We start from the raw sequence: 24,793 nt of genomic DNA, 5'->3' as shown, positions 1-24,793 counted from the left end.
TTCTATTGGATCTCTGATCTAAAAAAAATACTACATTTGACTTAAAATTCAAAGAAAGTATAGAAAGAACACGGAAAGGGAACAATATTTGTTTTAAACTAAACGGCATTTAATTTTTTTGACACTTTATGATCCGTTCCGACAAAGATATTTTATCTGTACTCCATTCTTCATTGGGAGCCTGTGCAATCTACGACAGCCCGGATCTCCATATATCCTATGCTAGTGCGAAGATGTTACAGCTGTGGAATTGCGATGAAAGTGCCGTTGGACAACGCCTGGAAGACTCCCTTCAACAGCAGGAATTACTTGAATGTGTCTCCAAATTAAAACAGGTATGGTCTAAGCCCAAAAGTCCGGTTGAAGAACACGCGACCTTCAAACTTAACCTCGCAGGAGAGCCCGGCATATACAATTGTAGGATGAATTATCAGCCATTGATCTCTGCCGACGGAGAAATCTATGGACTATATCACGCAATAGCACTCCTACCCGATCCTATTCCGGCGGCGCCGCAGGTAGCGGAGAAAAATAATATTGAACAGCAGCTCCTGGAAGACTTATTGACACCAAAATATAGCCTTGGCGGCAATGTCCAAGCCATAACAAGCTTAAGCAAATACCCATTACAGGACAGGGACGCTAAAAATTTAAATCTAAAGCTGAGAGACGCCCTGAAAAAGATCATCGAAAGCGAAGAACATTATCATTTCGCCTTGCAATCTGCCGAAATGGGCACCTGGAACTTAAATTGCAAGAGTTACATCGTGCATTGGGATGAGCGTACACGTGAACTATTTGGTTTTGTCCATGGTGAAACCGCTCCTTACACGGAGGTATTACGCTATATACATCCCGATGACAGGACCAAGATAGATCAAGAAGTCAAAAAATCATTAAATGACCAGAATAAAGGGGTATACGATGTGCAGTTCCGTACCATTGGGGCCGAAGATCAAAAATTGCGCTGGCTCCACTGCAAAGGAAAAATGTATTTTGATTCCAACCAGCAACCGGAATGGTTTGCCGGAACGACCCTGGATATTACACAGCAGCATGCAGAGCGCGAAAAATTAGAGGCCATTAATACCCTAATTACACAAAAAGACCAGGAGTTTAGAATGATCGTCGAAGCTGCTGGGATTGGTATCTTCTCCATCGATCTAGAATCGCGGAAAATGGAACTTAATGATCAATGTCGTGAACTCTTCGGCTTTGACGGTCAGCAGGAAATACAGGAAGTCGATTTTTTCGCACAGATCTTGCCACAGTATCGGGATAAAATAAGCCATATCTTTCAGGAGGTAGTTTCCAAACAATTGCCTTTTGACTGTCAATGTGAAATAGAAGATAAAAAAACAGGGAAAGTAAAATGGCTCCGCTCTGTTGGCGGTGGGCAATTAGCAGCAGATTCGAACCGGCTGATTGTCTATGGTGCTATATTCGATACAACAAACGACAAAGAAGAGGAACGAAAAAAGCTGGATTTCATCAGTATCGCAAGCCATGAGCTCAAAACACCGCTGACCTCTTTGATTGCATATATCCAATTACTGCTTGCGAAGGAGCAGACGCTTAGTTCAGAAAAGCGCCTACAATATCTTCACCGGTCAAACGAGCAAGCCATACGTATGCGCGGGCTCATTGATGGTTTTCTGAATGTATCTCAGCTTAATGAGGGCAAGTTATTGCTTCACAAAAATACATTTCAGATCTGTACGTTGATAAATTACATTCAAAGCATCTATTCGCTAAAATCTGTCAAGCATTTTATTCGTTATACCGGAGCGACCGATTCAAGCGTGGAAATCGTGGCTGATAGGGATAAGATCGAACAGGTTATCATCAATTTTATGGACAATGCCATTAAATACTCTCCAACCAATTCTACGATTATAATGGATATTGCTGTGGATCACGCGTATTTCAGTGTTAAGGTCAGCGATCAGGGTCGGGGTATCGGTGACAAGCACCAAAAACAAATTTTCAATAAGTTTTATCGGGTGAATGATTCAACGGATAGCTACGCTTCCGGATTCGGTATCGGACTCTTTATCTGTCGGGAAATCATCCAAAAACATCAAGGCAAAATTGGTGTGGACAGCAAACTGGCTGAAGGATCAACTTTCTGGTTTAAAATTCCTATCCATTCCCAGGCAGCCCCTGTAACAAGCATATAAAGTGCGGCTAAGCAGGATTGATGAAAGCTTGCCCCGGAGGGAAAACAGTACGCTGCGACTAACCTGGTTCTTTCGGTCAGCATATAAAACAAAGACAACAGCTGTACATTCATTTTACAGCTGTTGCCATTTATGGATTGTCAATTTTCCGAAAGATTATTTCATTTTCAGGTCCTTTCCTGCAATATCCTCCCAACGGTAATAATGGAACGTTTTATCATCGCTCATGGTCACAAATAAACCGTGTTGAAAGGTATTATTCAGACGGGAAGACACAACCTCCGACCCATCACTTTGCGTCGCCATAACAGGCACTGTCTTCAAATGGATATGTTCAAATGGGTTCGCCTTTGTTCCCTCACGGCTAAAAATCTGAAAGCGGTTTGCTCCTTGATCAGAGACCAATATATAGCCGGTACTATCTGTCAGTTTATAAATGGAAATACCTTCATGATCTTCTTTAAAACTTTCGGTTGCAAAAAGAGCCAACTGCTGATTTCCCTTCGCAGGATCAGCATAATATTGCTTCACCCCCACCTGCTCGTCCGAATAGTAGATATAGCCTAGTTCATTGTCCACAGCGATGGCTTCAATTTCTTTTTTCCCACTAAATGAGCCAAACTTACGGACTAAGGTCGCTTTCACGGCGCCTGTACCATTATCTTCCAATAAATACTGGCCTAAATACCCTTCTTTAGGTCCGTTTTTCCGACCCACAATCGCATAGATTTCACCTTTCGGCGATGTGTAAAGTGCAATACCCATCAGATCCCTGAATTCCGGTTCGGTCTCACCTACAAACATATCCAATCCTCCCCCGTCGATTGGTTTCATATCCGGCAACGAGAATATCCGTAACTTATGGGTCATACGTTCGGTCGTAACAGCAATATCTACCGGTTTTCCATCCAACATCAAACCATAAGCGATATCCACATTATTAGGACGTTTCAGATTAGAAACTACCTTATCCTTGACAATTTTACCCTGTAAATCGTACACAAACAAGGCACCATCCGCATCTTTGTCCGTAGCAACGACCAGACTTTTGCCGGGATCGGTCTTATTGATCCAGACCGCAGGATCATCGGAATCATATCGTACTGCTTCAGTAACTATGGCCGGTTTGATCGTATCCGTTGCGAAAGTACTGGACTGTGGGTTATTACAGGCGACCTGCAGGAATATTGAGGCTGCCAGACAAAAAAATAGTGTTGTTTTTAAAGTTGTCATGCTATTGCGTTAATTAAAATTTAGTACCAAAAGCACCGACATAAGTCGCGGGCTTTGGCGAGCTATACGATAAACCATTGGATAGCACCAAGCCATCGCTAAAATGAGGCTTAAAAGCAGATGTACCTGCTTTTAATGCCGGTGAATTGCCTTGTAGATGGAAATCCCAGGCTGCATCAAATACATAATTATTGACCGAAGTCTCTAAGGGGTAGGCTGTAAATTTAGGATTGTTCTCGCCAGCGGCTTTACCTCTGACATCATTGGTGCCGCCTACGATATCATTCTTTCCGACCTGAAATTGGTCCACCGTCAATTGATCATAGCCATAATACCAATTGTTGCTCAAAACCGAACGACTATCTTCCGGATTTTTGGCATCACGTTTAACGCCAAAGCGCGTATTGGCAAAAATGTTGTTATGGATCTCTGCTTTTACCGAAGCTTCTAGCCAGACGGATCCTCCTTTGGCTGTTGGTCTACGCCAACCGGTATTAAGCATGGTGTTGTTATAAACGAAGATATGCGCTTGAGGCGTGCGGTCCCCGGAATTGGACAGCTTCAGCGCATTGGTATTAACACTGTAGATCAAATTGAAAGCCACGTCTGCAAGAGAACCCGATTTAAAGTTCATCGCCTCGCCCCCAGTTACCCCATTCGAAAAGAACCGGTTATTGGCGAAGATAATCTTGCCCCCTTCAATATAAGTACAGTCTTCATAAAAATGACTGATCGTACTATTTTGAACAATCAATTTTCCTTCCACATTGGAAAACCACAAAGCAGGCAGCGCTTCCCCTGCTTTCTGTTTGTACAGCCTCATCTTCACCGAAGTCGATGCATCCGACGTAACCGCACCACCATATTCTAAATACGTATTATCCAAAATCAGTTCTTTACAGCTTGGCGCCGCCAAAATACCGCCCCAAAGTTTTCCAAATTCATTTTCTTTGGTTTTATAAGAATCCTCCACCGTAAATTTCACGGGGCTCTCAGCTGTACCCAGCACATACAGGTTGCCCAGTACAACTATCTCAGGCTTATTCGTCGGATCCATCAGCACCGTTACACCTTCTTCAATGGTCAGCGACTTTCCTTCGGGAATAATGATATCCCCCGTGATACGCTGCACGGTGCCTTTGCTCCATATGCCTGCTACCTCACCGATCGCACTACCATTGGCATCGGAGGTATCCACATCGCTATTTGCTTTCTCACAAGATGTCAACCATACCATCGTAAGGGACATGAGCAGTATTATAAAATTATTTTTCATCGCTAAATATTTTCTCCGCCATCATTCAGATGGGACGTTATTTGTTTAAAATCAATGGGATTATTTCTCGTAAAAAGTTCGCACAGGCGCTTATTTCTTAAAAGAATAACGTAAACCAAGAATATAGTTCTGACCGTATAAATCCTTCCGGATAAGCGTGTTGCCACCTTCCACTATTTTCTCGGCGATCTTATCATTTTCGGGATTTGTCCCCTTTACATAAAGTTCCATGGGCGTGTTTAACAAATTATTCGCTTTGGCAAAAACTGCCCAGCCCGCTTTGAATTTCTTTTCCACTGAAGCATCCAGCTGGATAAATTCTTTCTGCCATAAATCGGCGTTTAAAAATTCCGATACCGAATTGATCCGTGAGCCAGTATAAGATCCGGCCAACTGCCCTTCCCAACCCTTGTTTGCATCCTTATAAAGCAAAGATAGATTGGCAATATGAGCTGCCTGCCCATGAAGAGGCCGTGTCTGATTTACCAAGATCGGATCCAGATCCTCTGTGACCTCGTTAATTACCCGTGATTTTTTCGGTGTGGTGATCCGTGAATGGGTATACGTATAATTGGCTTTAACACCGAATTTTTGGATATATTTAATAAAGTCCAGCTCTACACCAAAATTGTTAGCCGTTCCAAAATTACCCGGCATATAGTACACATCCTGCCCCCGAATTTCATCGGGCTGAAAGGTATATTCGATCGGATTTTTAATCCTCTTATAGAATAGTCCGGCAAGAAATTGCGATGAAGGCTCCGGAAATAACTCATAACGTAAGTCAAAATTATCCGCTAGTGCATGTTTCAAATCTGCATTTCCGCGTTCCCAGAATTCTTCATTTAATACCCGCGACGGCACCACCTCATAGAACCCCGGACGGTTTAAAGCACGATAATATGCCCCATGAAGCTGTTGCTTACTATCCAGGTGATATTTCATGGTCAAACTAGGCAACCATTCGGTATAGGCCCGGGAACCCTCCGGCCTTTCTTCACCATCCGGAAACAACAATTTATAACCCTGATTAGTGTGCTCCATCCGTATACCACCGATCATTTGAATTTTGTCATTCTCGTAGTTGAACATCCCGTAAGCAGCGGTGGTTTTCTCGCTGGCATCGTAGGTCAACGGATTACGCACGGCACCCGTCGGATTGCTAACCGTGAGATTCAAATCCGTATAGTCCTGAAAATCCACCCCATACTGGTACTTCGCTTCACCGGCAATTGGAGACAGATTGTAATTGTTATAGAAACTGCTCCGTTGTTTGTCACGATATAAGCCACCGGTCGACAGTTCCAGTTTGTTTGCAGCCAACGGCACCTTATACGCAAGATCCCAATATCCGGCACGGTCATCGTCCGTATTCCGCTCCCAGCGATAGGTCACCGGAGACCTATTGACCAACGAAGTCCGTCTGCGTTGAAAATTCTCTTCGATACCATCCAAACTAATTGTCGTATTCTGCGGCAGTTCATTACGAGCAGATGACAGCACGCCGGACCAGCGGAAATTCAGGCGGTTATCCAAAAAATGATGATCTCCCTGTAGGTTACCATTGTAGATCTGCTGCTCGGTCTTTCTGGTCCGGGTCACATAAGTCAGTTCAGACTTGCCGATACTTGGATCATACTGTCCATTATAAATTGTATTGACCGCATCCCGCAATTGCAGATTATTCAGGTTCACATACATCTGGTAAAAACTCAGCCGATGATTGGCATTGAATCGGTAGTCTATCTTGTTGTGTACACCCAGACGCTGCTGCTGCTCATCATATTGCCGATCACTCTTTTCGGTGATGATCGCATTCGGATTGGTGTTATTGACCGAAGATTTGTAAAAAATAGAATGACTGCCACGGTAAAGATTTTGATAGCTCAGTCCCAATATTACCCCCAACTTATCATTTAGGTAACGGTTTCCAACTGTCAAATTACCAATAAGATCTGGTGTCGGTCTCTTATACCTATAGTCCAATGTGCCCTTATCAAAATCAGCGGCGGTGGCATTGTAATTTTTTCCATGCAGTTCATAGGGCGACTTTGACGGCACAGCACTACTGGAGAAGCTGCCAAAATCGCGATTAAAATACCGCTGACTGTAACCTGAGGCCAGATTGGCCTGAAAAAACAGTTTACGTGGTGCGGATTTCATCACCATATTCACGACACCACCGATGGCATCTGCCTCCATATTTGGTGTCAGCGATTTGTAGACTTCCAACCGTTCCAACATATCGGAAGGAAATAGATCCAAAGGTACGTAGCGGTATTTATTGTCCGGACTGGGTACTTTCACGCCATTAACCAAGGTCGTGTTATAGCGTTTGTCCATTCCCCTTAGAATCGCATACTGTCCCTCGCCATTTGAATTGCGTTCGATTGAGACGCCCGAAACACGTTGCACAACGTTTGCCACCGTAATATCCGGTGAGATCTCAATTGCTCTGGCCGATACCACATTCATGATCTGTGAAGCATTTTTTTCCAGTCGGCGGGCGCTTGGGTCGTCATCACCACCGTTGCGCTGTCCCTTGATCGTCACCTCCATTAAGGTCTGCTCACTCGAGGTAAGCTGAAACGTGAAGTAAGGGGTATTTTCTTTTTTTATCTCAATTTCTTGGACCAGTTCGGCATAAGCCATATGTCTGATATGTACTTTATCAATACCTGCAGATAGTCCTTTGAATTCAAATGAACCATCCAGTTGTGTCTTGGTTGACAGACCACTTTGTTCGAGGAACACCGTAGCACCGACAATGGCTTCTCCTGTTTGTCCATCCAGAACTTTCCCCTTGATCTTGGTCGCATAAGCGGCGCTGATCGAAATACTGGAGGCAAGCAATACCGTTAAAACATTTTTCATTTTAATAGATTATTATGAATCTTTGATTGTTGCCACAAATATGAAAGCCTGCAACAGATTCACAAAATCTTTGGCGTTACAAGAAAGAAACACGCCAAAACCTAGGCTAGACGAGAGGGAAACAACAGACAACAAACAGCTGGAATAAAGACACTTACTAAAAAAATAAACGCCATTAAAGTTCAGTTACCCTTATGTTAAGAAATTATGAAATACGGAACAGATACCCAGCGAGATCCTCGCTCTGTTCTAATTTTAGTTTTTTCCTTAAGCGGTGTCTGGCCACCCGAAGGCTATCCTGGGAGATCCCCAGAAGGATTGCGATATCGGTATTGTTAAGATTGATTTTCAGCAATGCGATCAGGCGCATATCGGCGGCCGTCAGATCGGGAAACAGCTTGATCAATTTTTCAAAGAAACTATGATGCACACGCTCAAATGTGCCCATAAATTCTTTCCAATGAATGCCCTGCGTAATGTGCTCACTGATTTGTTGAACCATACGTTGCATAGGTTTTTTCTGATCTCTTCGATCATCTTTGACCAGTGCTTTTAACTCGTCCCGCAGCTCCTCCAGAAATTGATTGCTACGGATGAGGTTAAGTGTATGTGATGTCAGTTCTTTTTCTTTCAGGGTCAGCTCCTGTTTAAGTTGCTTATCTTCCAACAGTTGGTTTTTGAGCGCTATTTCAGCTAATTCGCGCTCCGCTTCCTGCTTTCGTGATTCGGCAATCTGAGTTTTGATCTTTATTTTTTGCCGGCTATAGAGTACGTAGGAAAGTATGCTTAATAGGATCAATACGAGTATCGTACCCAATAGCAAGATGGAATTCATCCGTTTGTTGGTCTGCAATTCCTCTATTTCCTCCGCCTTTTGGTTCATATCATACAGGGCCTGAAAAAAAGCCGTATGACGGGCCCCGTCCACACTGTAAAGTTCCAGCACCAGTTTTCGGCTCCGTTCTGCGTAGAAATAAGCACTATCCATCTGCCCACTTAAAGCGTATGTTTTACTGAGGTCTTTTGTCGTTGAGGCCATCTGATAGACGTCGCCAAGGTTTTCAGCTAAACGAAAAGCAAGTTGGGTCAATTGAATACTTTCAGGATATTTATTAGTTTTTCGAAAGATATCCCCCATGTTATTGATGACCACAATCTTGCCATAATTGTCCTTGGTTTGCTGATACAAATTTCTCGCTTTTTCAAAATGCGCATAGGCACTGTCATATTTACCCAGATCCTCATAGATGCTGCCCAGATTTTCATGAATCGTGGCCTCACCGTTGCGGTTCGTCTGTTCACGATAGATCGCCAAAGCCTGCTTTTGATAGACAAAAGCCGAATCGTAATGGCCCTCCTTTTCAAAAAGATGCCCGATATTCCCTAAGACTGAAGCTTCACCATTTCGGTCATTTTCACCTTTGAATGCGTGCAAGGCTTTGTTAAAATATTCTTTCGCGACATGATGCTGTTTATTGAAAATATTGAGTTCGCCAATATCTGTCCAGTTGGATGCCAATGATTGTTTTGCATTGATCTGCGTGTAGATACGGTCCGCCTGGAAATAATAATCCTGTGCCTGAGCGTAATGCCCCTGATTGACACACAACCAGCCGATCGCCTGTAAACAATTTCCCTGAAGCATTAAATCACGGTCATTAACGGCTTTTGCATATTGTTTTTTCACTAACGTTATCGCTGAATCTGGATAATTTTGACTCAATATCCGGATTTCCTTAAATGAATCTACTTGCGCCGTAGCCAATTGGGACAAAAGCAGTTGCCCCAGAAAGACAACAGAAAATATAATGTTATTAGAGATCCTCATTTTTGCAGTAAATAATTGCCCAGCAAATTTAAGTGGAAACATGTTAAGAAAATATTAAATCCGATTAAACTTAATATGGCGCAAAGGACAAGCTACATCGCGACCTCAGGATAAGACAAAGCATACTTTTTCTTTGGTATTCTTCTGCTTATTCTTTACCTATTCTTTGTTGTTTCTTTGCCTATTCTTTACCGTTTCTTTACCTATTCTTTACCGTTTTTAGGCCTTTTCTTCGTACCTCCTTCGGGCCTTCTAGGGACTTGGTTTGCTGTTTCTTTGCTTATTCTTTGGTATAATACCAAAGAATAAGCAAAGAAACAGCCTTCAATGGTTCATGTTGGACATACCTTGCTAGCAACGAAGACTCTACCATAAACGAAAAAGGGTCTAATAAAAGTAGGGACGAACTGGTTGAGATGGAACTTTGCCCTGGCTCCAATCAGGAGGCCACCGTGAAAACAGAAAAAATAAGGGGTGTCCGATCTTAGCATCGAACACCTCTTGGCACCTATTGATTTATTACACATTAAAGCTGGCGCAACAGAACCTCTTGCTTAATTGCAGTTAAAATACAGCTAACCTAGCAGCTAGCTTAAGCGATCGATCGCAACAAAGTCGCGCTATGGATCAATTTCCGGATTTAAGCTCAATCAAAGGTGTTATCCGTTCTAAAATATCAAAAGCGACTTCGGCCATCTTATTTCCTTTATTGTCCAACAGCGGATTTACTTCGACGATCTCCAAACAGGTCACTTTTTTCGAACGGATGATTTCTTCCAATATCAGAACAATCTCCTTTGGCATAAAGCCTTTGGGAACGGGCGTTCCGGTGCCGTCTGAAATCAATTCACTATCCATGCTATCCACATCGAAGGAAATATAAATCATATCACAATCCTGCAAACCGAGCAATGCTTCGGCTACACAGTCCCCAATGCCCCGTTGGCGAATTTCTTCGACCCGATAATTTTTTATGCCCAAACGCTCAATCAGCAGATCCTCGGGCTCTTCCGTATCCCGAACGCCAAAATAGATTAAATTCGCAGGCTGTATCTTCTCGGCCGGACCAGCAATACGTTTCAGCTTATTCCAGAATTCCTGCGTTGATTGATCAATTTCATTAATTTTACAAGACAGATTATCTTCATTCAACATGGCGGCCAAAGGCATCCCATGCATATTGCCTGAAGGCGTTGTATAAGGTGAATGAATATCCGCGTGGGCATCAACCCAAATCACCCCCAATTTCTTATCCGGATAGGCCGATTTGATTCCGCTGATTGTGCCCATTGCCGAAGAATGATCACCCGAAAATACCAGCGGAAAATTACCCGCTGAAAGACTATCCTCAACGGTTGAGGCCACTTGCTTACATTGTTCGTAAATCTGCTGAATATGCTTACCGAAAGGATGGTTATCATTTTGATAAATGGAGCTATTCCGTGTAGGCACATCCACAAAAGGATAATTGATAAAGTACTGACTTCCTTTGTTGATTGCCGCAATCTCAATGGCATCAATCCCTAAATCAGAACCTCTGGTACCCGCACCGATATCAGACCTGTTTTTGATCAATTCAATCATTTTCTTCATCGTGTGGTCACATTAGTCAACGATCGCTCGATTATCTCCAGACAGCTATTGATCTGGCTTTCGGTTATGACCAGAGGCGGAGCCAAACGAATTTTGTTACCGTGGGTAGGTTTTGCCAGAAGACCATTCTCCTTAAACTCCAGACAAATATTCCAGGCCAGATCACTTTCTTCACTGGCATTGATCACAATGGCGGTCAATAGTCCTTTACCCCTAACCTCGGTAATGATATCCAATTTAGCGGCAATCTTCCGTAATCCTTCCAGAAATAGATCGCCCATCTGCCGTGCATTCCTAATCAGGTCTTCATCCAGCACAACCTGCAATGCCTCCATAGCCACTGCGCAAGCCAAAGGATTACCCCCATAGGTAGAGCCATGCTCACCGGGTTTGATGCATAACATAATCGCATCGTCTGCCAACACCGCAGACACTGGCAATACACCTCCGGATAGGGCCTTCCCCAAGATCAATACATCCGGCTTACTTGCACTGTCTACATCGTCGATGGCATAAGATGCCAACATGCTTCCGGTTCGCGCGATACCCGTCTGAATTTCATCTGCAATAAAAAGTACATTATAATGCGTACACAACTGGCGCACACGTTTTAGATAATCCGCATCCGGAACCACAATACCCGCCTCGCCCTGAATGGGTTCCACAATAAATCCGGCAATATTTTTATCCCGTTTGAACAATACTTCCAATGCTTCGATATCATTGTAAGGTACCAATGCAATCCCTTCCACAAATGGACCAAAATCACTGGTCGCGGCCGTATCGTTTGAAGCAGATATCACCGAAATGGTACGTCCATGAAAATTATCTTTGGCAAAAACTATTTTAGCTTGGTTCTGTGCAACACCCTTCACTTGATACGCCCACTTACGACAGAGCTTCATCGCCGTTTCAACAGCCTCTACACCAGAATTCATGACCAAAGCTTTATCGAATCCGAACAACTTGCAGATCATTTCTTCAAAATCGCCTAATTTATTGTTATAGAAAGCACGTGAGGTCAAGGTTAGCTTTTGGGCTTGGTCCGTCAAGGCAGCAATAATCCGTGGATGGCAATGTCCTTGATTGACCGCTGAATAGGCGGATAAAAAATCAAAATAAGATTTACCGTCAACATCCCAAACCATAACACCTGCTGCTCGTTCCAGTACAACCGGTAAAGGATGATAGTTATGTGCTCCATATTTATCTTCCTTGGCCACGAATGCCGCACTATTTCCTTGTTTAGATACCATACTCATAATTTGGATTTTATTTTCAAATAATAACAAATATACAATTTTTACTATTTTTAATATAAAACAATGTAATTTAACACTAAATTAGCATTAAAATATTAAAATTAACTTAAACCTACATGACAATGAACGGCATAGATGAATTTGACCTTCAGATTTTAAAACACCTGGATGCAGATGGCCGAATGGCGTATTCCGCAATTGCTACTGCATTGGGTGTATCCAATACCATGATCCATCAACGGATCAATCGCTTAGTGGAACAAGGCATATTGACCGGCATAAAACCTGTATTGAATGAAAAAAGATTAGGTTATGACTGGGGAGCGTTTACGGGCTTGAGCCTGGAAAAAGATCATGATTCAGGCCGTATTATAGCGGAATTGAAAAAAATCCCCGAGGTAACGGAATGTTATTACATCACGGGAAATTATACCTTATATGTTAAAATTATAGCCAAAAACCATGAGCATATGCGCCAATTGCTGTATGAAAAAATTGACAACATCCCCGGCATAGCAAAAACAGACTCGCTCATCGAATTGGGTTGCGCTTTTAAACGTAATATTATTCTTTAAAAATTAAACAGATTACGTAACTTGTCTTGAATCTATGGCAACAACGATGGGTTCAGGACCTTACTGTTACTTACCGATATTTGCCAGCTCTTCTTCTGTCCAATAAATCAATTCCCGCAATACATACACGTTTTCATAACTTCCTAATCCATCTATATAATCCCACAAATTGCCCTCAACTTTAACCGGTCTACCATGATGCAGTATATCGTATCCATTATCCAACCAATTTTGTATCTGCTCTTTATCCATCTTTATATAATCTTATTGTTCATATTTAAACTAAACGGTCACCTCAAATATAAGGCATTTTTATGAGTGAAATAAACCTGATCAACAAGAAAATAAAAATTCGGTTATTATATAAAATATCGCCTCTTTTGCTAAGTTTTTCGGCGTAAAATAACTGATTTAAGATTAAATAAGGTATATTCGTATGAAACCAAATTGCATAATTATGGCAGATTTTTTCTATGTTGGCTATGAAGGTGAAGACGAATTACTCGAACTCGTAGCGGTATCAACCATCCAATCCCTCCTCTATTTTCAAGACGCCGATCAAGAAGATTTTACAACAATAAAAACATCCATTGATCAAAACTTTATTGTTGAGGAAGATCTGATCACTGTGGCCGACACCCTACGACTGGATCAATCCATAGTACGCTTCACTCCCGGGAAACCAAACTATAAAGATTAAGTTTCCGGTATAAATCTAGGCTTAGTAACAGTAACAATATCACGATAATGAACAGGATTACCTGTGCATCATTTGGTATGGAACAAAAAAAACAAACAATATGAGAGCAGTCTTAATTGGCGGATCTGGCGCAACCGGAAGAATACTTGTACAAGATTTATTGAAGTCAGCGGAATTCACCGAAGTTATCGTCCTCATACGTCGCAAGACATTTGATGAACAGCCCAAATTACAGCAGATTATTGTGGATTTTAATAAGCTACAGGAATTTGAACAGCATATTCGGGGCGATGTCGCTATCACCTGTCTCGGCACCACAGCCAAAGACGCGGGCAGCAAAGACGCCCAGTGGAGCGTGGATCATGACCTCAACCTGCAATTTGCGGCGCTGGCCAAGAAAAATGAAATCCCCTGTTTTGTATTGCTGTCGGCAGTCAATGCTGACGCAGGATCTAAAATTTTCTATAACCGGATGAAAGGGAGCTTAGAACAACATGTTAAGGCACTTGATTTTGGCAAGCTTATTATTGTACAACCCGGCGGTTTAATCCGTCCAAACACAGACCGCGTAGGGGAAAAGATTGGCATAAGTGCATTAAAGGCCTTTAATCGTATTGGCCTTTTCAAGACCTACGAAGCGCTTCCTGTGGCAAGCGTAGCCTCGGCGATGCTGCAGGCTATTCGCAACTGTAGAAAATCCGTCAACATCATCTCCGTAAAAGACATCAAACAATTAGCACAAACGGCAGATCAGCAGTAACTGCCATCCCCCAGGGGCCGTTTAAAGAGCATTCATAATAATGAATTAACAATTAGCTAATGCTACCTTGTTAATTTGCGGTCATTTTATTATTATTTATTACGCTAATGAAAAAACACTTTTTATTCCTCCTTCTCTTTGCATTTATTCAGGTATTCCCGGCTTTCAGCCAAGAAGCGAAATATATCTTTTACCTGATCGGAGATGGAATGGGCCTCAATCAAGTCAACCTGACTGAAATACACCGTGCCGAAATCCAGCAAAAAAACAGCCCCGAAGCGCTTGTATTTACACAGTTTCCTCATGTTGGTTTTGCTTCGACACATTCACAATCCAATGGCGTTACCGATTCCGGAGCCGGCGGCACCGCACTTGCTGTAGGTAAAAAGACAAAGAATGGTGTGATCGGGATGGATAGCACAGGAACAGTACCCTATAAAAGTATCGCTTATGCAGCCAAAGAAAAGGGAAAAAAAGTCGGTATTATCACAAGTGTAAGCATTGACCATGCCACACCAGCATCGTTTTATGCCCATCAGCCTGACCGTGATATGTACTACGAAATCGGAAAAGAAATTATCAGCTCCAATTTTGACTTCTTCGGTGGATCCAACTTCCTAAAACCTGAAACAAGCTTTGACAAAAAGACGGTACCCTCCCTTTTTCCATTATTAGAAAAAGCAGGATATCAGGTTTTAAAGGGAAAAGATGCCTATACGCAATACCCGCGCAAATCTGATAAAATTATCCTTATGAACACCGAGGGAACGGCGACTGATGCATTAAAATATGCCATTGATCAAAAGCCCGCTGACCTAAAGCTTGCCGATATTACTGCCGCAGCTATCCAATCGCTGGAACTGAATAACAAAAATGGGTTCTTTTTAATGATCGAAGGCGGAAAAATAGACTGGGCCTGCCATGCAAATGATGCTGCTACGACCGTCCGGGAGGTGCTGGACTTTAATTCCGCTGCGGAACTGGTCTTTGAATTCTATAAACAACATCCCAATGAAACGCTTATTGTCGTTACAGCAGACCATGAAACAGGCGGATTGGGTATCGGCAACGGCAGCTCGACATTAAAAACTAACTTGCTGGCAAACCAAAAATTATCGCATGCCGAACTGTCAAAAGAAATCGGCAATCTGCGCAAAAGTAAAGCGAATGCTTCCTGGGATGATCTGAAAAACTTACTTTCGGCACAAACAGGGCTGTATAATCAGGTAAAGGTAAATACAGATGACGACAGAATGCTGAAAGAGGCCTTTCAGCGAAGCTTCGTCGACCATCAGCATGAGACAGCAAAAAGCCTGTATGCAAGTGATGACAAAATCGCCGCTTTAAGCATCGCCATATTGAACCGCATGAGCTCAATCGCCTGGGCTTCCAACAATCATTCAGCAGCCTATGCTCCCGTTTATGCCATTGGTGTGGGCGCTGAACTGTTCAATCAGAAAATGGATAATACCGATATACCGAAGAAAATAGCCATAGCGGCCAAGTTAAGTCTGGATTAAAAACAAAAAGTCCTCAGGAATAATTCCTGAGGACTTTTTGAGCCTCTTATCGGGATCGAACCAATGACCTACTGATTACAAGTCAGTTGCTCTACCAGCTGAGCTAAAGAGGCCTTTTAAATGAAGTTTAATGAGTAGTACTCGAAGAGCCTCTTATCGGGATCGAACCAATGACCTACTGATTACAAGTCAGTTGCTCTACCAGCTGAGCTAAAGAGGCTTTTTAAAGAAGTTTAATGAGTAGTACTCGAAGAGCCTCTTATCGGGATCGAACCAATGACCTACTGATTACAAGTCAGTTGCTCTACCAGCTGAGCTAAAGAGGCGTTCACTTCTTTTCAATCTTTAAACGACCGTCCGTTTTAAGATGCTGCAAATATCGAAAGCCTAAATCAAAAATGCAAGTCCACTGCTATAATTTTTGTCCTTGACATGGACAAATAATTCAAAATCAACAGCATTATTTTTACAACATGAAGATTTGTCATGATTCAATAAATATTAATGCCATTTTTTCCGAAACAACCCATAAAACCCGAATGGCATTTCAATTGTTATAAATGAATCACAGCAACAAAACTTTAATTAAGCGATACAGTATGAACTTTAACAATTACACAATCAAAGCCCAAGAGGCTATACAGAAAGCTTCGGAGATTGCCGCTGGAAATCAGCAACAGGCCATCGAGACTGCGCATATACTAAAAGCATTACTGACGGTGGACGAAAATGTTGTCAGCCACCTCTTAAAGAAATTGAACGTCAATGTCACTTACCTTGGCACCGAGCTTGACAAACAAATCGAAAGTTTCCCAAAGGTAAGCGGAAGCAATATCTATCTGAGCAGTGATGCCAACAATGCGCTACAAAAAGCGCAGGGATACCTGAAAGAATTCAACGATGAATTTGTCTCTGTTGAGCATTTGCTATTGGGCATATTGGCCACCTCGGACAAAACATCCACCCTATTGAAATCCCAGGGGGTGACCGAAAAAGATTTAAAGACAGCCATTAAAGGGCTACGTGGCAACAGCCGCGTGACCGATCAAAATGCGGAAGCTACCTATAATGCATTGGGTAAATACGCCCGTAATCTAAACGAATATGCTGAATCCGGTAAGCTTGACCCGGTCATCGGCCGGGATGAGGAAATCAGACGTGTGATGCAGATTCTTTCACGGCGTACCAAAAACAACCCCATACTCGTTGGCGAACCCGGAGTCGGTAAAACAGCTATCGCTGAAGGAATTGCCTACCGGATTATCAAAGGCGACGCACCGGAAAACCTCAAATCCAAAATTGTCTTTTCTTTGGATATGGGCGCCCTTGTGGCCGGAGCCAAATACAAAGGTGAATTTGAGGAACGTCTAAAAGCCGTTGTCAAGGAAGTTACCGATTCCAATGGGGAGATCATTCTATTCATAGATGAAATCCATACCTTGGTGGGTGCCGGTGGTGGTGAAGGTGCAATGGATGCTGCAAACATTTTGAAACCGGCCTTGGCCAGAGGTGAGCTACGTGCTATTGGAGCCACTACACTCAATGAATATCAGAAATACTTTGAAAAGGATAAAGCTTTGGAACGCAGATTCCAAAAAGTCATGGTGGAAGAACCGGATACCCAGGATGCCATATCCATTCTTCGAGGATTAAAAGAGCGTTATGAAACACACCATAAGGTGCGTATCCTTGATGAATCCATTATTGCTGCAGTGGAACTTTCGCAACGCTATATTTCAGACCGCTTTTTACCGGACAAAGCAATTGATCTGATTGACGAAGCAGCTTCTAAATTGCGTCTGGAGATGGATTCTGTACCCGAAGCGGTCGATGAGCTGGAACGTCGTATCATGCAGCTGGAGATTGAACGCGAAGCATTGAAACGTGAAAATGACGACAAGAAAGTTCAGGAACTTTCAGAAAGCATTGCCAACCTATCTGCTGAACGCGATACGCTACGGGCTTCTTGGCAAGAGGAGAAAAGCTTGGTCGATAATGTAAACCAGGAAATTGAAAACATCGAAAACTATAAGCTTGAAGCTGAACAGGCTGAACGTTCCGGTGATTACGGCAAAGTTGCTGAACTGCGTTACGGACGAATCAAAGAAGCACAGGAAAAAGTAGAGAAACTGAAAGCTGAACTGGCTGAGAAACAGGAAAGTAAACGCATGCTCAAGGAAGAGGTGACATCGGAAGATATTGCTGATGTTGTTGCCAAATGGACAGGCATCCCAGTCAGCAAAATGATTCAGTCTGAACGTGAAAAACTCCTGAATCTGGAAGAAGAGCTCCACAAACGGGTAGCGGGGCAAAACGAAGCCATCGAAGCCATTTCAGATGCGATACGTCGCTCAAGAGCTGGACTGAACGATGCGAAGCGTCCGATAGGTTCTTTCATTTTCCTAGGTACAACAGGGGTCGGAAAAACCGAACTTGCTAAGGCGCTGGCCGAATTTCTCTTCGATGACGAACAGTCCATGGTGCGTATCGACATGTCCGAATATCAGGAACGACATGCCGTATCCCGTTTGATCGGTGCGCCTCCGGGATATGTAGGTTATGATGAAGGCGGTCAGCTCACAGAGGCTGTACGGAGACACCCTTACTCAGTCGTATTGCTGGATGAGATCGAAAAAGCACATCCAGATGTATTTAATATCTTATTGCAGGTACTGGATGATGGTCATCTGACGGACAACAAAGGCCGGACGGTCAACTTTAAAAACACGATCATTATCATGACCTCCAATACGGGTTCACACATTATCCAGGATAATTTTAGTCATTTGAATGATGACAATAAAGAGGAAATCATTGCAAAAACACGTACCGAGGTATTTGACCTGCTTAAACAGTCGATCCGTCCGGAGTTTCTGAACCGTATTGACGAGGTAATCATGTTCACTCCATTGAACAGAGATGAAATCGCTGATATTGTGAGACTTCAATTTGCGCATGTCCAAAAACAACTGGCCGAACAGAATATCTTTATCACGGCGTCTGACGAAGCGATGGACTGGTTGGCACAACTCGGTTACGATCCGATCTATGGTGCCAGACCGTTGAAACGCGTCATTCAGAAACGTATTCTGAATGAACTTTCCAAAGAAATCTTATCCGGCAAAGTCAGCCGCGATTCCATCATACGATTGGATGTGTTCGACGGAAAATTTGTTTTTATCAATAAACAGCAAGATTAACACCTGTTGTTCCGTAAGTAAAAGCCTCACTGACAAAGTGGGGCTTTTACTTTATGGAATAATGATCGTTTAATTCGAAACCCCTACTGCTTTGAGCAATTTTTTCACATCGTCTTCACCATCAAGATGCTGCAGCAATGTTCTGTTTTTTGCATCATAAATATAAAGGGAAGGGTAATTACTCGGGTTAAATTTTTCAATAAACTGCGTTCCGCCATCATACAAAAACTTCACGTTAGCCGCCCCCTTCAGTGCTTTGGCATGCATATTAATAAATCCATCCACATAGACCTTATCATTCATCGAAATAAAGTAAAAACTGGCGTTTTTGAGCTTCTGTAAATTCTGTGCGATGCCCGCCCCCATTTTCTGACAATGGCCACAGCCCGGATCATAAAAATCAAGGACGATATAGCCTGTTTTAGGTAACTTGTCCGAACTAAACCTACCCGTCTGATACACCTCTTCGAATGTAAATGCGGGTATCGTTTTTGGCGCCTGGGCAAACACAGGCTGAAATAGGAAAAATCCACAGGCAAGAAATAGGGAACAGAGTAACTTCATGTTAGAGAATTTTAAACAGACAATGAATATTCAATTAAATTTTAATCAATTATACTTAAAAACGCGGTTCTATTCGTCAATATTTTAGTTTTTTTACAAAAAATGCGTAAGTTTGGACTAATTTTTAAATCGATCAAATCTATTAATACTCATTAATCGTGAAAAAACGAATTGCCATTTTTGCTTCAGGTTCAGGATCCAATGCTCAAAAAATAATGGAACATTTCAAATACTCAGATGAAGCTGAGGTTGCGCTGATCCTATCCAACAATCCTGATGCTTATGTTATTCAGCGTGCTGACAATTTTGAAATTCCAGCACATATATTCGATCGCAATGAATTTTACAACACAGACAATATCGTTAACATTCTTAAAAATTTAAATATCGATCTGATCGTTTTGGCCGGCTTCCTATGGCTTGTTCCAAACAATCTTTTAAAAGCCTATCCAAATCAGATCATTAACATCCATCCCGCTCTCCTGCCTAAATATGGCGGTAAGGGCATGTACGGAGACCATGTGCATAAGGCTGTTTTAGCCAACAAAGAAGAAGAACACGGTATCACGATTCACTTTGCCAATGAGCACTTTGATGAAGGTGAAATTATTTATCAAGCAAAATTTAAGGTAGATCCCAATGATACCCTGGATATCATTAAGTTTAAAGGTCAACAATTGGAACATCAACATTTTCCGAAAGTGATTGAGAATCTAATCAAAAAAATGTAAAAACATTGCTTTTTATTTAGAACTATTTTAAACAAATAGTAACTTTGTGCCATGAACGAAGTTATTGAATCCTTAATGGAACCGTGTGAGGGTGAGGGCAAAGCAAGCCCATTTCAATTCAGAAGAGTTGCAATGAATCCTTTTTCTGATTTTTCCTGCATCTGTTTCAAAAAATGCTGCAAAAAATACAAAGAAGGAAAACGTTGCAAAAAATGTCCCGGCCGAAAAAAATAACCTGTTTAGATCCAGCCCATTATTCCTCCAGATAGTTGAGATCCTTATCAAAGCTCTCCTCAAGCTGAGTGAGGGAATATATAGCAATACCTGAAAGCAGCAATACCATCGTAATTGCCGCAGGTACAATACCAAAAGAATTTACTAACAGTCCATATAACATGGTCGATGGGATCAAGGCACCTCTGACAAAATTAGGAGCTGTCGTTGCGACCGTCGCCCGCAGATTTGTACCGAATTGCTCTGCCGAGATCGTCACAAAGGTTGCCCAATACCCTACCCCAAGCCCCATAATAAACGCCAAAATCAAAAACTTATGGGCGTTAATTCCAGTACTTAGCAGATACCATAATGAGCTTGCAACAATAATCAATTGACAGATAAAAACAACTTTCTTCCGTGATTTTAAAACCTGTGCAAATACTCCTGCCAAAACATCTCCTAAAGAAATTCCGATATAGGCAAACATCACCCCTTTGCCGGCGCTTAAAGTCTCAGATGCACCCAACGCCTTTCCGATTTCCGGAGCCTGCGTCACCAACACCCCAACCACAAACCAGATTGGCAGACCGATGCAAAGACAATTAACATAACGTTTCAATCGGCTCTTATCTGTAAAAAGCATCCTAAAATCACCTTTAGGCACATCCTTTTTATCCTGTTCTTGAAATAAGCCCGATTCAAAGGAACCGACACGTAATAACAGTAATAATAGGCCCATTCCACCACCAACAAAATAAGCGGTGCGCCAATTGAATTCCTCGGAAACAAAGTAAGCAAGAATGGCACCCATTACCCCAATACTGGCCACCAACATTGTTCCATAACCGCGTTTCGACTTATGCATACTTTCCGAGACCAAGGTAATCCCCGCCCCCAGTTCACCGGCCAGTCCGATCCCGGCGATAAACCGGATAATGCCATATTGCATGACATCGTACACAAAACCATTGGCAATATTCGCTAATGAATACAGTAGAATAGAACCGAACAAGACCTTTAAACGTCCGAATTTATCTCCGATAATCCCCCAGATAACTCCACCCAAGAGCAAACCGCCCATTTGCATGTTAAGTACAAATTCGCCTTTTACCCGCATCTCCGCTACCGGAACCCCAATATCCGTAAAGGATTGAATGCGGACAATGGAAAAAATAATAAGATCGTATATATCGACAAAATATCCCAGCGAAGCTATTGTCACCAACAACCATACTTTTTTGCTTTCAGCCTGTTTATCTTTTAATGTTGACATTCTAGGTTTTTTGATGCCGTAAAAATACCATAGTGAACGAAGAAAACCAAGATTTCAGAAAATAATCCGCTACATTGTTTTATTTTTGCAAGATGAGATACAGTCCGCGTGCATTAACATGGCTCTTGCGCTTTTACCCTCCTTTTTTATTCCAGGGAATCTGGGTAAAAAAGATCAGTCCCGGCTTCAAAGGAGCCGAGGTAAAAATTTACAAGACACCATTCAATATCAATACCAATAGAACCTTGTTTGGCGGAACCATCTTTGCTGCTGCGGATCCTATATTTCCTATCCTGATTGATCAGTATCTTCAAAAAACTGGCTTCAAAAAAACAATTGCCTGGCTCAAATCATCAAAAATAGATTTTAAAAAACCGGGCAAGACCAGCGTAGGCTATTCGGTGCAGCTTTCGGACGAACTGCTGGCGGAGTGTACGCAAACTATACGTACAAAAGGTAAAATCATAAAAAACCTGAGTTTAGAAATCAAAGATAAAAATAATGAGTTATGCGCTGTAGTCCATTGTGAAACCTACATTCGTGACTTGAATTTTACATTCCCGGATAGAAATCAAAAGCTCGGGCAATAAGAAATTGATATCTTTGTCCCATTACCAAAAAAATAGAAACATGAACAAAATCGCTTTCATGGCTATCGCATCCTTGGCAATAGCGGCATGTGGAACCACTGGCACAAATAATGTAAAGGCTTTACAGGATTCAACAATTAAAATCCATGATGAAATCATGCCTCAGATTGCCCATTTTGACCGCGATGCAGTCAAAATTGACTCCATCTTAAACAACTTAAAGACGCTTAAAGCAGCTAAAGCAGATTTGGATACTACAGCTACAAGGAAAGATCTCGGCATATTAAAAGCGAATTTGGAAAGTGCGACCGACCATATGATGGACTGGATGAAAGACTATAATCCAGATAGCACCGACGTTAAATATTTTGAGGTCGAACTGCAAAAGGTCTCAGATATGAAGAAAATATTTGACGAAGTTTCCAAGGAAAGTCAGGAAAAATTAAAAAATTTCTAAAGCAGCTGCTCTGTGCGTCAACAGCTTGTAGCTGGAGAAAATCCCCAAGTGGGTGAATTGATAATAAAAGAATAAAAACAGATGAAATCTATAATTAAACTTTGTTGTGCCACAGGCCTATTGCTTGGTTTATTTTCCTGCAAAAATACGAGTCAGTCGAGTTTACCCATTTACGGCGAACGTGAAGCCGTCGAGAAAACCGTTGACGGAAAGCAAGTCGTAGATACTGTCTATCATACCATCCCGGCGTTTAAATTTTTAAATCAAGATAGTGTGATGATCTCAGACCGGAATTTTGAGGGTAAAGTATACATTGCCAACTTCTTTTTCACCCATTGTCCGAGTATATGCCCAACAATGAACCGTAATCTATTGAAGATCTACACGCAATATAAAGACAACGATGCCGTCCGCTTTTTGTCGCATAGCATAGATTTCAAATATGATCAACCCTATGTACTAAAAGATTACGCAAATAAGCTTGGTGTGAGCAATGACCACTGGCAATTTGTTTCAGGCACAAAAGCTGACATATATGGCATCGCCAACCAATACCTTGTGTATACGGCAGAAGATAAAAATGCCCCCGGGGGTTACGACCACCAAGGCTACCTGGTCTTAATTGACAAGGATAAACGCATCCGTGGTGCTTATGACGGGACAAATGACGAGCAGGTAAAAAAGCTGATGGATGACCTACCAAAGTTGTTGAACGAAGCTAAAAACTAATATGCGCGCGCTTTTTACGACCTGTTTTATCATTGGCGCTCTCCTATTGGTGCTCATCGGCTGTCAGAATGAAGTTGACATCAGAACAGCACAGTATAGCGTCAATGGTCAAAAAGTGTATATTACACATTGTCAGAATTGCCATGGCGAAAAGGGCGAAGGATTAGGAAACCTGTATCCCCCACTGACCGATGTCAAATTTCTGGAAAAAAATCGGCAAAAACTTGCCTGCATGATCAAGTACGGGGCTACCGGAGAATTGGAAGTCGCAGGAAAGAAATTCAATGCTACCATGCCGGCCTCAAATCTTTCGGCGATTGATATCGCCTACGTACTGACCTACATCAACACAAAAATCAATAAAGGCAAGGATATCTTTCCCTTGGCGGAAGTAGAAAAACAGTTAAAAAACTGCCAATAAAAAAGGAACTTTAAAAGTTCCTTTTTTTATGCCCTGCCTGCAGAATATACCTCAAGTTAAGCGACTAAAAAATAATTGCCCGAAGCCAAAACAATTTAAATCTTTTTTCCTTATTGTATTATTGATCCAAATTGTTTAGCTTTTATTGATTTATAACAATAATCTGACATTTTGCATTCAAATTAATTGTTAATTTTGCACCCGAATGAACGTTCGATTGATGCATACAAATGAAAAAATAGCAGCAGTCTTTGCTGCCACACTTAAACTGATCCATACCAACGGCTTCCATGGGACGCCCATGAGTAAAATTGCACAGGAGTCGGAAGTAGCGATAGGTACAATCTATCACTATTTTCCTTCTAAAGATGATCTGATCTTTGCGCTTTTCAAACATTGTCGGTCGTTACTGAATAATTACATTTTTGATGGCATCAAAGAGGACTTTGACTACAAAGCGTCTTTTTTTCATGTGTGGCGCAATTTTGTCAAGTTCTATTTAGAAAATGCCCAGATCTTTAGCTTTTTTGAACAGTTTTTTTCTTCACCATATTATGAAAAGAATAAAGCTGAAATACAAGAACCTGTAGGTGGCCAAAATAAAGTCCTGGATTTTTTGCAGGAAGGCATTGATAAAAAGATTCTAAAACAAGTAAATGTCCACCTGTTGGTGGCTAGTTATATCGGGGTAGCTTTGTCTACGGTACACAGCATTAAATTCAAAGATCTCCCTTTCTCCGAACAAAATCTGAAGGAGCTGATGGAAATTATCTGGGATGGTGCTGTCAATAGAAATAATAATAATTAATTA

General features: G+C 42.0%; 21 protein-coding genes and 3 tRNA genes. 12 read left to right on the top strand and 12 right to left on the bottom strand.

Translation table 11 applies throughout. From position 1 onward, the window contains the following. The first annotated feature begins 128 nt into the window (after window positions 1–128). Window positions 129–2,180 carry a PAS domain-containing sensor histidine kinase gene (locus ABTV71_RS12395; protein ID WP_433903368.1) on the top strand — a complete coding sequence of 684 codons (2,052 nt, stop codon included), beginning with the start codon at window positions 129–131 and terminating at the stop codon, window positions 2,178–2,180. A 156-nt stretch (window positions 2,181–2,336) separates the two neighbouring features. Here the strand turns inward: ABTV71_RS12395 and ABTV71_RS12390 are convergent, their stop codons facing one another. The 6 genes from ABTV71_RS12390 to rocD form a co-directional block, all read right to left on the bottom strand. Continuing rightward, window positions 2,337–3,413, bottom strand: a complete 1,077-nt coding sequence (locus tag ABTV71_RS12390; RefSeq protein WP_121124606.1) for a phytase — start codon at window positions 3,411–3,413, stop codon at window positions 2,337–2,339. A 13-nt stretch (window positions 3,414–3,426) separates the two neighbouring features. Then, window positions 3,427–4,689: a right-handed parallel beta-helix repeat-containing protein gene (locus ABTV71_RS12385; RefSeq protein ID WP_121124605.1), complete on the bottom strand. Its 1,263-nt coding sequence runs from the start codon at window positions 4,687–4,689 to the stop codon at window positions 3,427–3,429. Window positions 4,690–4,779: 90 nt separating this feature from the next. Beyond that, window positions 4,780–7,563: a TonB-dependent receptor domain-containing protein gene (locus ABTV71_RS12380; protein ID WP_433903367.1), complete on the bottom strand. Its 2,784-nt coding sequence runs from the start codon at window positions 7,561–7,563 to the stop codon at window positions 4,780–4,782. Window positions 7,564–7,768: 205 nt separating this feature from the next. Further along, a complete protein-coding gene (locus ABTV71_RS12375) occupies window positions 7,769–9,433 on the bottom strand; it encodes a tetratricopeptide repeat protein (RefSeq protein WP_121124603.1) in 1,665 nt (554 codons plus the stop codon). A gap of 585 nt (window positions 9,434–10,018) precedes the next feature. Beyond that, window positions 10,019–10,984, bottom strand: a complete 966-nt coding sequence (gene rocF, locus ABTV71_RS12370) for an arginase (protein ID WP_121124602.1) — start codon at window positions 10,982–10,984, stop codon at window positions 10,019–10,021. Then, window positions 10,981–12,246, bottom strand: coding sequence for an ornithine--oxo-acid transaminase (gene rocD / locus ABTV71_RS12365; protein ID WP_433903366.1), 1,266 nt, complete (start codon window positions 12,244–12,246; stop codon window positions 10,981–10,983). Before rocD ends, rocF begins: the two co-directional genes overlap by 4 nt. 122 nt (window positions 12,247–12,368) lie before the next feature. Between rocD and ABTV71_RS12360 the strand changes: the two genes are divergently transcribed. After that, a complete protein-coding gene (locus tag ABTV71_RS12360; RefSeq protein WP_121124600.1) occupies window positions 12,369–12,821 on the top strand; it encodes an Lrp/AsnC family transcriptional regulator in 453 nt (150 codons plus the stop codon). Window positions 12,822–12,887: 66 nt separating this feature from the next. Here the strand turns inward: ABTV71_RS12360 and ABTV71_RS12355 are convergent, their stop codons facing one another. Beyond that, complete coding sequence (locus tag ABTV71_RS12355) at window positions 12,888–13,073, bottom strand: hypothetical protein (RefSeq protein WP_121124599.1); 186 nt, start codon at window positions 13,071–13,073, stop codon at window positions 12,888–12,890. 205 nt (window positions 13,074–13,278) lie between these two features. Between ABTV71_RS12355 and ABTV71_RS12350 the strand changes: the two genes are divergently transcribed. The 3 genes from ABTV71_RS12350 to ABTV71_RS12340 all read left to right on the top strand — a co-directional run bounded on the left by ABTV71_RS12350 (window position 13,279) and on the right by ABTV71_RS12340 (window position 15,801). Further along, window positions 13,279–13,521 carry a hypothetical protein gene (locus ABTV71_RS12350; protein WP_104382080.1) on the top strand — a complete coding sequence of 81 codons (243 nt, stop codon included), beginning with the start codon at window positions 13,279–13,281 and terminating at the stop codon, window positions 13,519–13,521. 100 nt (window positions 13,522–13,621) lie between these two features. Continuing rightward, window positions 13,622–14,281, top strand: coding sequence for an NAD(P)H-binding protein (locus ABTV71_RS12345; protein WP_433903365.1), 660 nt, complete (start codon window positions 13,622–13,624; stop codon window positions 14,279–14,281). A gap of 107 nt (window positions 14,282–14,388) precedes the next feature. After that, complete coding sequence (locus tag ABTV71_RS12340) at window positions 14,389–15,801, top strand: alkaline phosphatase (RefSeq protein ID WP_433903364.1); 1,413 nt, start codon at window positions 14,389–14,391, stop codon at window positions 15,799–15,801. Window positions 15,802–15,841: 40 nt separating this feature from the next. Here ABTV71_RS12340 and ABTV71_RS12335 read toward each other — a convergent pair. The 3 genes from ABTV71_RS12335 to ABTV71_RS12325 form a co-directional block, all read right to left on the bottom strand. After that, a tRNA-Thr gene (locus tag ABTV71_RS12335) sits at window positions 15,842–15,914 on the bottom strand. Window positions 15,915–15,948: 34 nt separating this feature from the next. Continuing rightward, window positions 15,949–16,021 (bottom strand) — tRNA-Thr (locus ABTV71_RS12330). A 33-nt stretch (window positions 16,022–16,054) separates the two neighbouring features. After that, window positions 16,055–16,127 (bottom strand) — tRNA-Thr (locus tag ABTV71_RS12325). A 273-nt stretch (window positions 16,128–16,400) separates the two neighbouring features. Between ABTV71_RS12325 and clpB the strand changes: the two genes are divergently transcribed. Beyond that, window positions 16,401–19,001, top strand: coding sequence for an ATP-dependent chaperone ClpB (gene clpB / locus ABTV71_RS12320; protein WP_121124596.1), 2,601 nt, complete (start codon window positions 16,401–16,403; stop codon window positions 18,999–19,001). A gap of 69 nt (window positions 19,002–19,070) precedes the next feature. Here clpB and ABTV71_RS12315 read toward each other — a convergent pair whose 3' ends face one another. Next, window positions 19,071–19,565: a TlpA family protein disulfide reductase gene (locus ABTV71_RS12315; protein ID WP_121124595.1), complete on the bottom strand. Its 495-nt coding sequence runs from the start codon at window positions 19,563–19,565 to the stop codon at window positions 19,071–19,073. 158 nt (window positions 19,566–19,723) lie between these two features. Between ABTV71_RS12315 and purN the strand changes: the two genes are divergently transcribed. After that, window positions 19,724–20,296 carry a phosphoribosylglycinamide formyltransferase gene (purN, locus tag ABTV71_RS12310; protein ID WP_433903363.1) on the top strand — a complete coding sequence of 191 codons (573 nt, stop codon included), beginning with the start codon at window positions 19,724–19,726 and terminating at the stop codon, window positions 20,294–20,296. Between the two features lie 253 nt (window positions 20,297–20,549). Here purN and ABTV71_RS12305 read toward each other — a convergent pair whose 3' ends face one another. Beyond that, the gene (locus tag ABTV71_RS12305; protein ID WP_121124592.1) at window positions 20,550–21,785 is read right to left on the bottom strand and encodes an MFS transporter; all 1,236 of its coding nucleotides are present in this window, start codon (window positions 21,783–21,785) and stop codon (window positions 20,550–20,552) included. Window positions 21,786–21,877: 92 nt separating this feature from the next. On the opposite strand from ABTV71_RS12305, the gene ABTV71_RS12300 reads away from it, so the two are divergent. From ABTV71_RS12300 to ABTV71_RS12280, 5 genes are all read left to right on the top strand, one after another. Continuing rightward, entirely contained in the window at window positions 21,878–22,375 is a 498-nt protein-coding gene (locus ABTV71_RS12300) for a PaaI family thioesterase (RefSeq protein WP_121124591.1), read from the top strand. 40 nt (window positions 22,376–22,415) lie between these two features. After that, window positions 22,416–22,832, top strand: a complete 417-nt coding sequence (locus ABTV71_RS12295; protein ID WP_165306646.1) for a transposase — start codon at window positions 22,416–22,418, stop codon at window positions 22,830–22,832. 81 nt (window positions 22,833–22,913) lie between these two features. Then, complete coding sequence (locus ABTV71_RS12290; protein ID WP_121124589.1) at window positions 22,914–23,561, top strand: SCO family protein; 648 nt, start codon at window positions 22,914–22,916, stop codon at window positions 23,559–23,561. A 1-nt stretch (window position 23,562) separates the two neighbouring features. Beyond that, on the top strand, window positions 23,563–23,982 hold the full coding sequence (locus ABTV71_RS12285; RefSeq protein ID WP_121124588.1) for a c-type cytochrome: 420 nt from the start codon (window positions 23,563–23,565) through the stop codon (window positions 23,980–23,982). Between the two features lie 205 nt (window positions 23,983–24,187). Then, window positions 24,188–24,790 carry a TetR/AcrR family transcriptional regulator gene (locus tag ABTV71_RS12280; protein ID WP_121124587.1) on the top strand — a complete coding sequence of 201 codons (603 nt, stop codon included), beginning with the start codon at window positions 24,188–24,190 and terminating at the stop codon, window positions 24,788–24,790. Window positions 24,791–24,793: the final 3 nt, after the last annotated feature.

It is taken from the genome of Sphingobacterium puteale, assembly GCF_050986225.1.
GTDB classification, from domain to species: domain Bacteria; phylum Bacteroidota; class Bacteroidia; order Sphingobacteriales; family Sphingobacteriaceae; genus Sphingobacterium; species Sphingobacterium puteale.
The sequence above is the reverse complement of the archived record's forward strand: the minus strand, read 5'-3'. Positions and strand labels throughout refer to the sequence as shown.

Coding starts and splice junctions, on each gene's coding strand:
- ABTV71_RS12395 (WP_433903368.1), top strand. CDS start 129: ATGATCCGTTCCGACAAAGATATTTTATCTGTACTCCATTCTTCATTG.
- ABTV71_RS12390 (WP_121124606.1), bottom strand. CDS start 3,413: ATGACAACTTTAAAAACAACACTATTTTTTTGTCTGGCAGCCTCAATA.
- ABTV71_RS12385 (WP_121124605.1), bottom strand. CDS start 4,689: ATGAAAAATAATTTTATAATACTGCTCATGTCCCTTACGATGGTATGG.
- ABTV71_RS12380 (WP_433903367.1), bottom strand. CDS start 7,563: ATGAAAAATGTTTTAACGGTATTGCTTGCCTCCAGTATTTCGATCAGC.
- ABTV71_RS12375 (WP_121124603.1), bottom strand. CDS start 9,433: ATGTTTCCACTTAAATTTGCTGGGCAATTATTTACTGCAAAAATGAGG.
- rocF (WP_121124602.1), bottom strand. CDS start 10,984: ATGAAGAAAATGATTGAATTGATCAAAAACAGGTCTGATATCGGTGCG.
- rocD (WP_433903366.1), bottom strand. CDS start 12,246: ATGAGTATGGTATCTAAACAAGGAAATAGTGCGGCATTCGTGGCCAAG.
- ABTV71_RS12360 (WP_121124600.1), top strand. CDS start 12,369: ATGAACGGCATAGATGAATTTGACCTTCAGATTTTAAAACACCTGGAT.
- ABTV71_RS12355 (WP_121124599.1), bottom strand. CDS start 13,073: ATGGATAAAGAGCAGATACAAAATTGGTTGGATAATGGATACGATATA.
- ABTV71_RS12350 (WP_104382080.1), top strand. CDS start 13,279: ATGGCAGATTTTTTCTATGTTGGCTATGAAGGTGAAGACGAATTACTC.
- ABTV71_RS12345 (WP_433903365.1), top strand. CDS start 13,622: ATGAGAGCAGTCTTAATTGGCGGATCTGGCGCAACCGGAAGAATACTT.
- ABTV71_RS12340 (WP_433903364.1), top strand. CDS start 14,389: ATGAAAAAACACTTTTTATTCCTCCTTCTCTTTGCATTTATTCAGGTA.
- clpB (WP_121124596.1), top strand. CDS start 16,401: ATGAACTTTAACAATTACACAATCAAAGCCCAAGAGGCTATACAGAAA.
- ABTV71_RS12315 (WP_121124595.1), bottom strand. CDS start 19,565: ATGAAGTTACTCTGTTCCCTATTTCTTGCCTGTGGATTTTTCCTATTT.
- ABTV71_RS12305 (WP_121124592.1), bottom strand. CDS start 21,785: ATGTCAACATTAAAAGATAAACAGGCTGAAAGCAAAAAAGTATGGTTG.
- ABTV71_RS12300 (WP_121124591.1), top strand. CDS start 21,878: ATGAGATACAGTCCGCGTGCATTAACATGGCTCTTGCGCTTTTACCCT.
- ABTV71_RS12295 (WP_165306646.1), top strand. CDS start 22,416: ATGAACAAAATCGCTTTCATGGCTATCGCATCCTTGGCAATAGCGGCA.
- ABTV71_RS12290 (WP_121124589.1), top strand. CDS start 22,914: ATGAAATCTATAATTAAACTTTGTTGTGCCACAGGCCTATTGCTTGGT.
- ABTV71_RS12285 (WP_121124588.1), top strand. CDS start 23,563: ATGCGCGCGCTTTTTACGACCTGTTTTATCATTGGCGCTCTCCTATTG.
- ABTV71_RS12280 (WP_121124587.1), top strand. CDS start 24,188: ATGAACGTTCGATTGATGCATACAAATGAAAAAATAGCAGCAGTCTTT.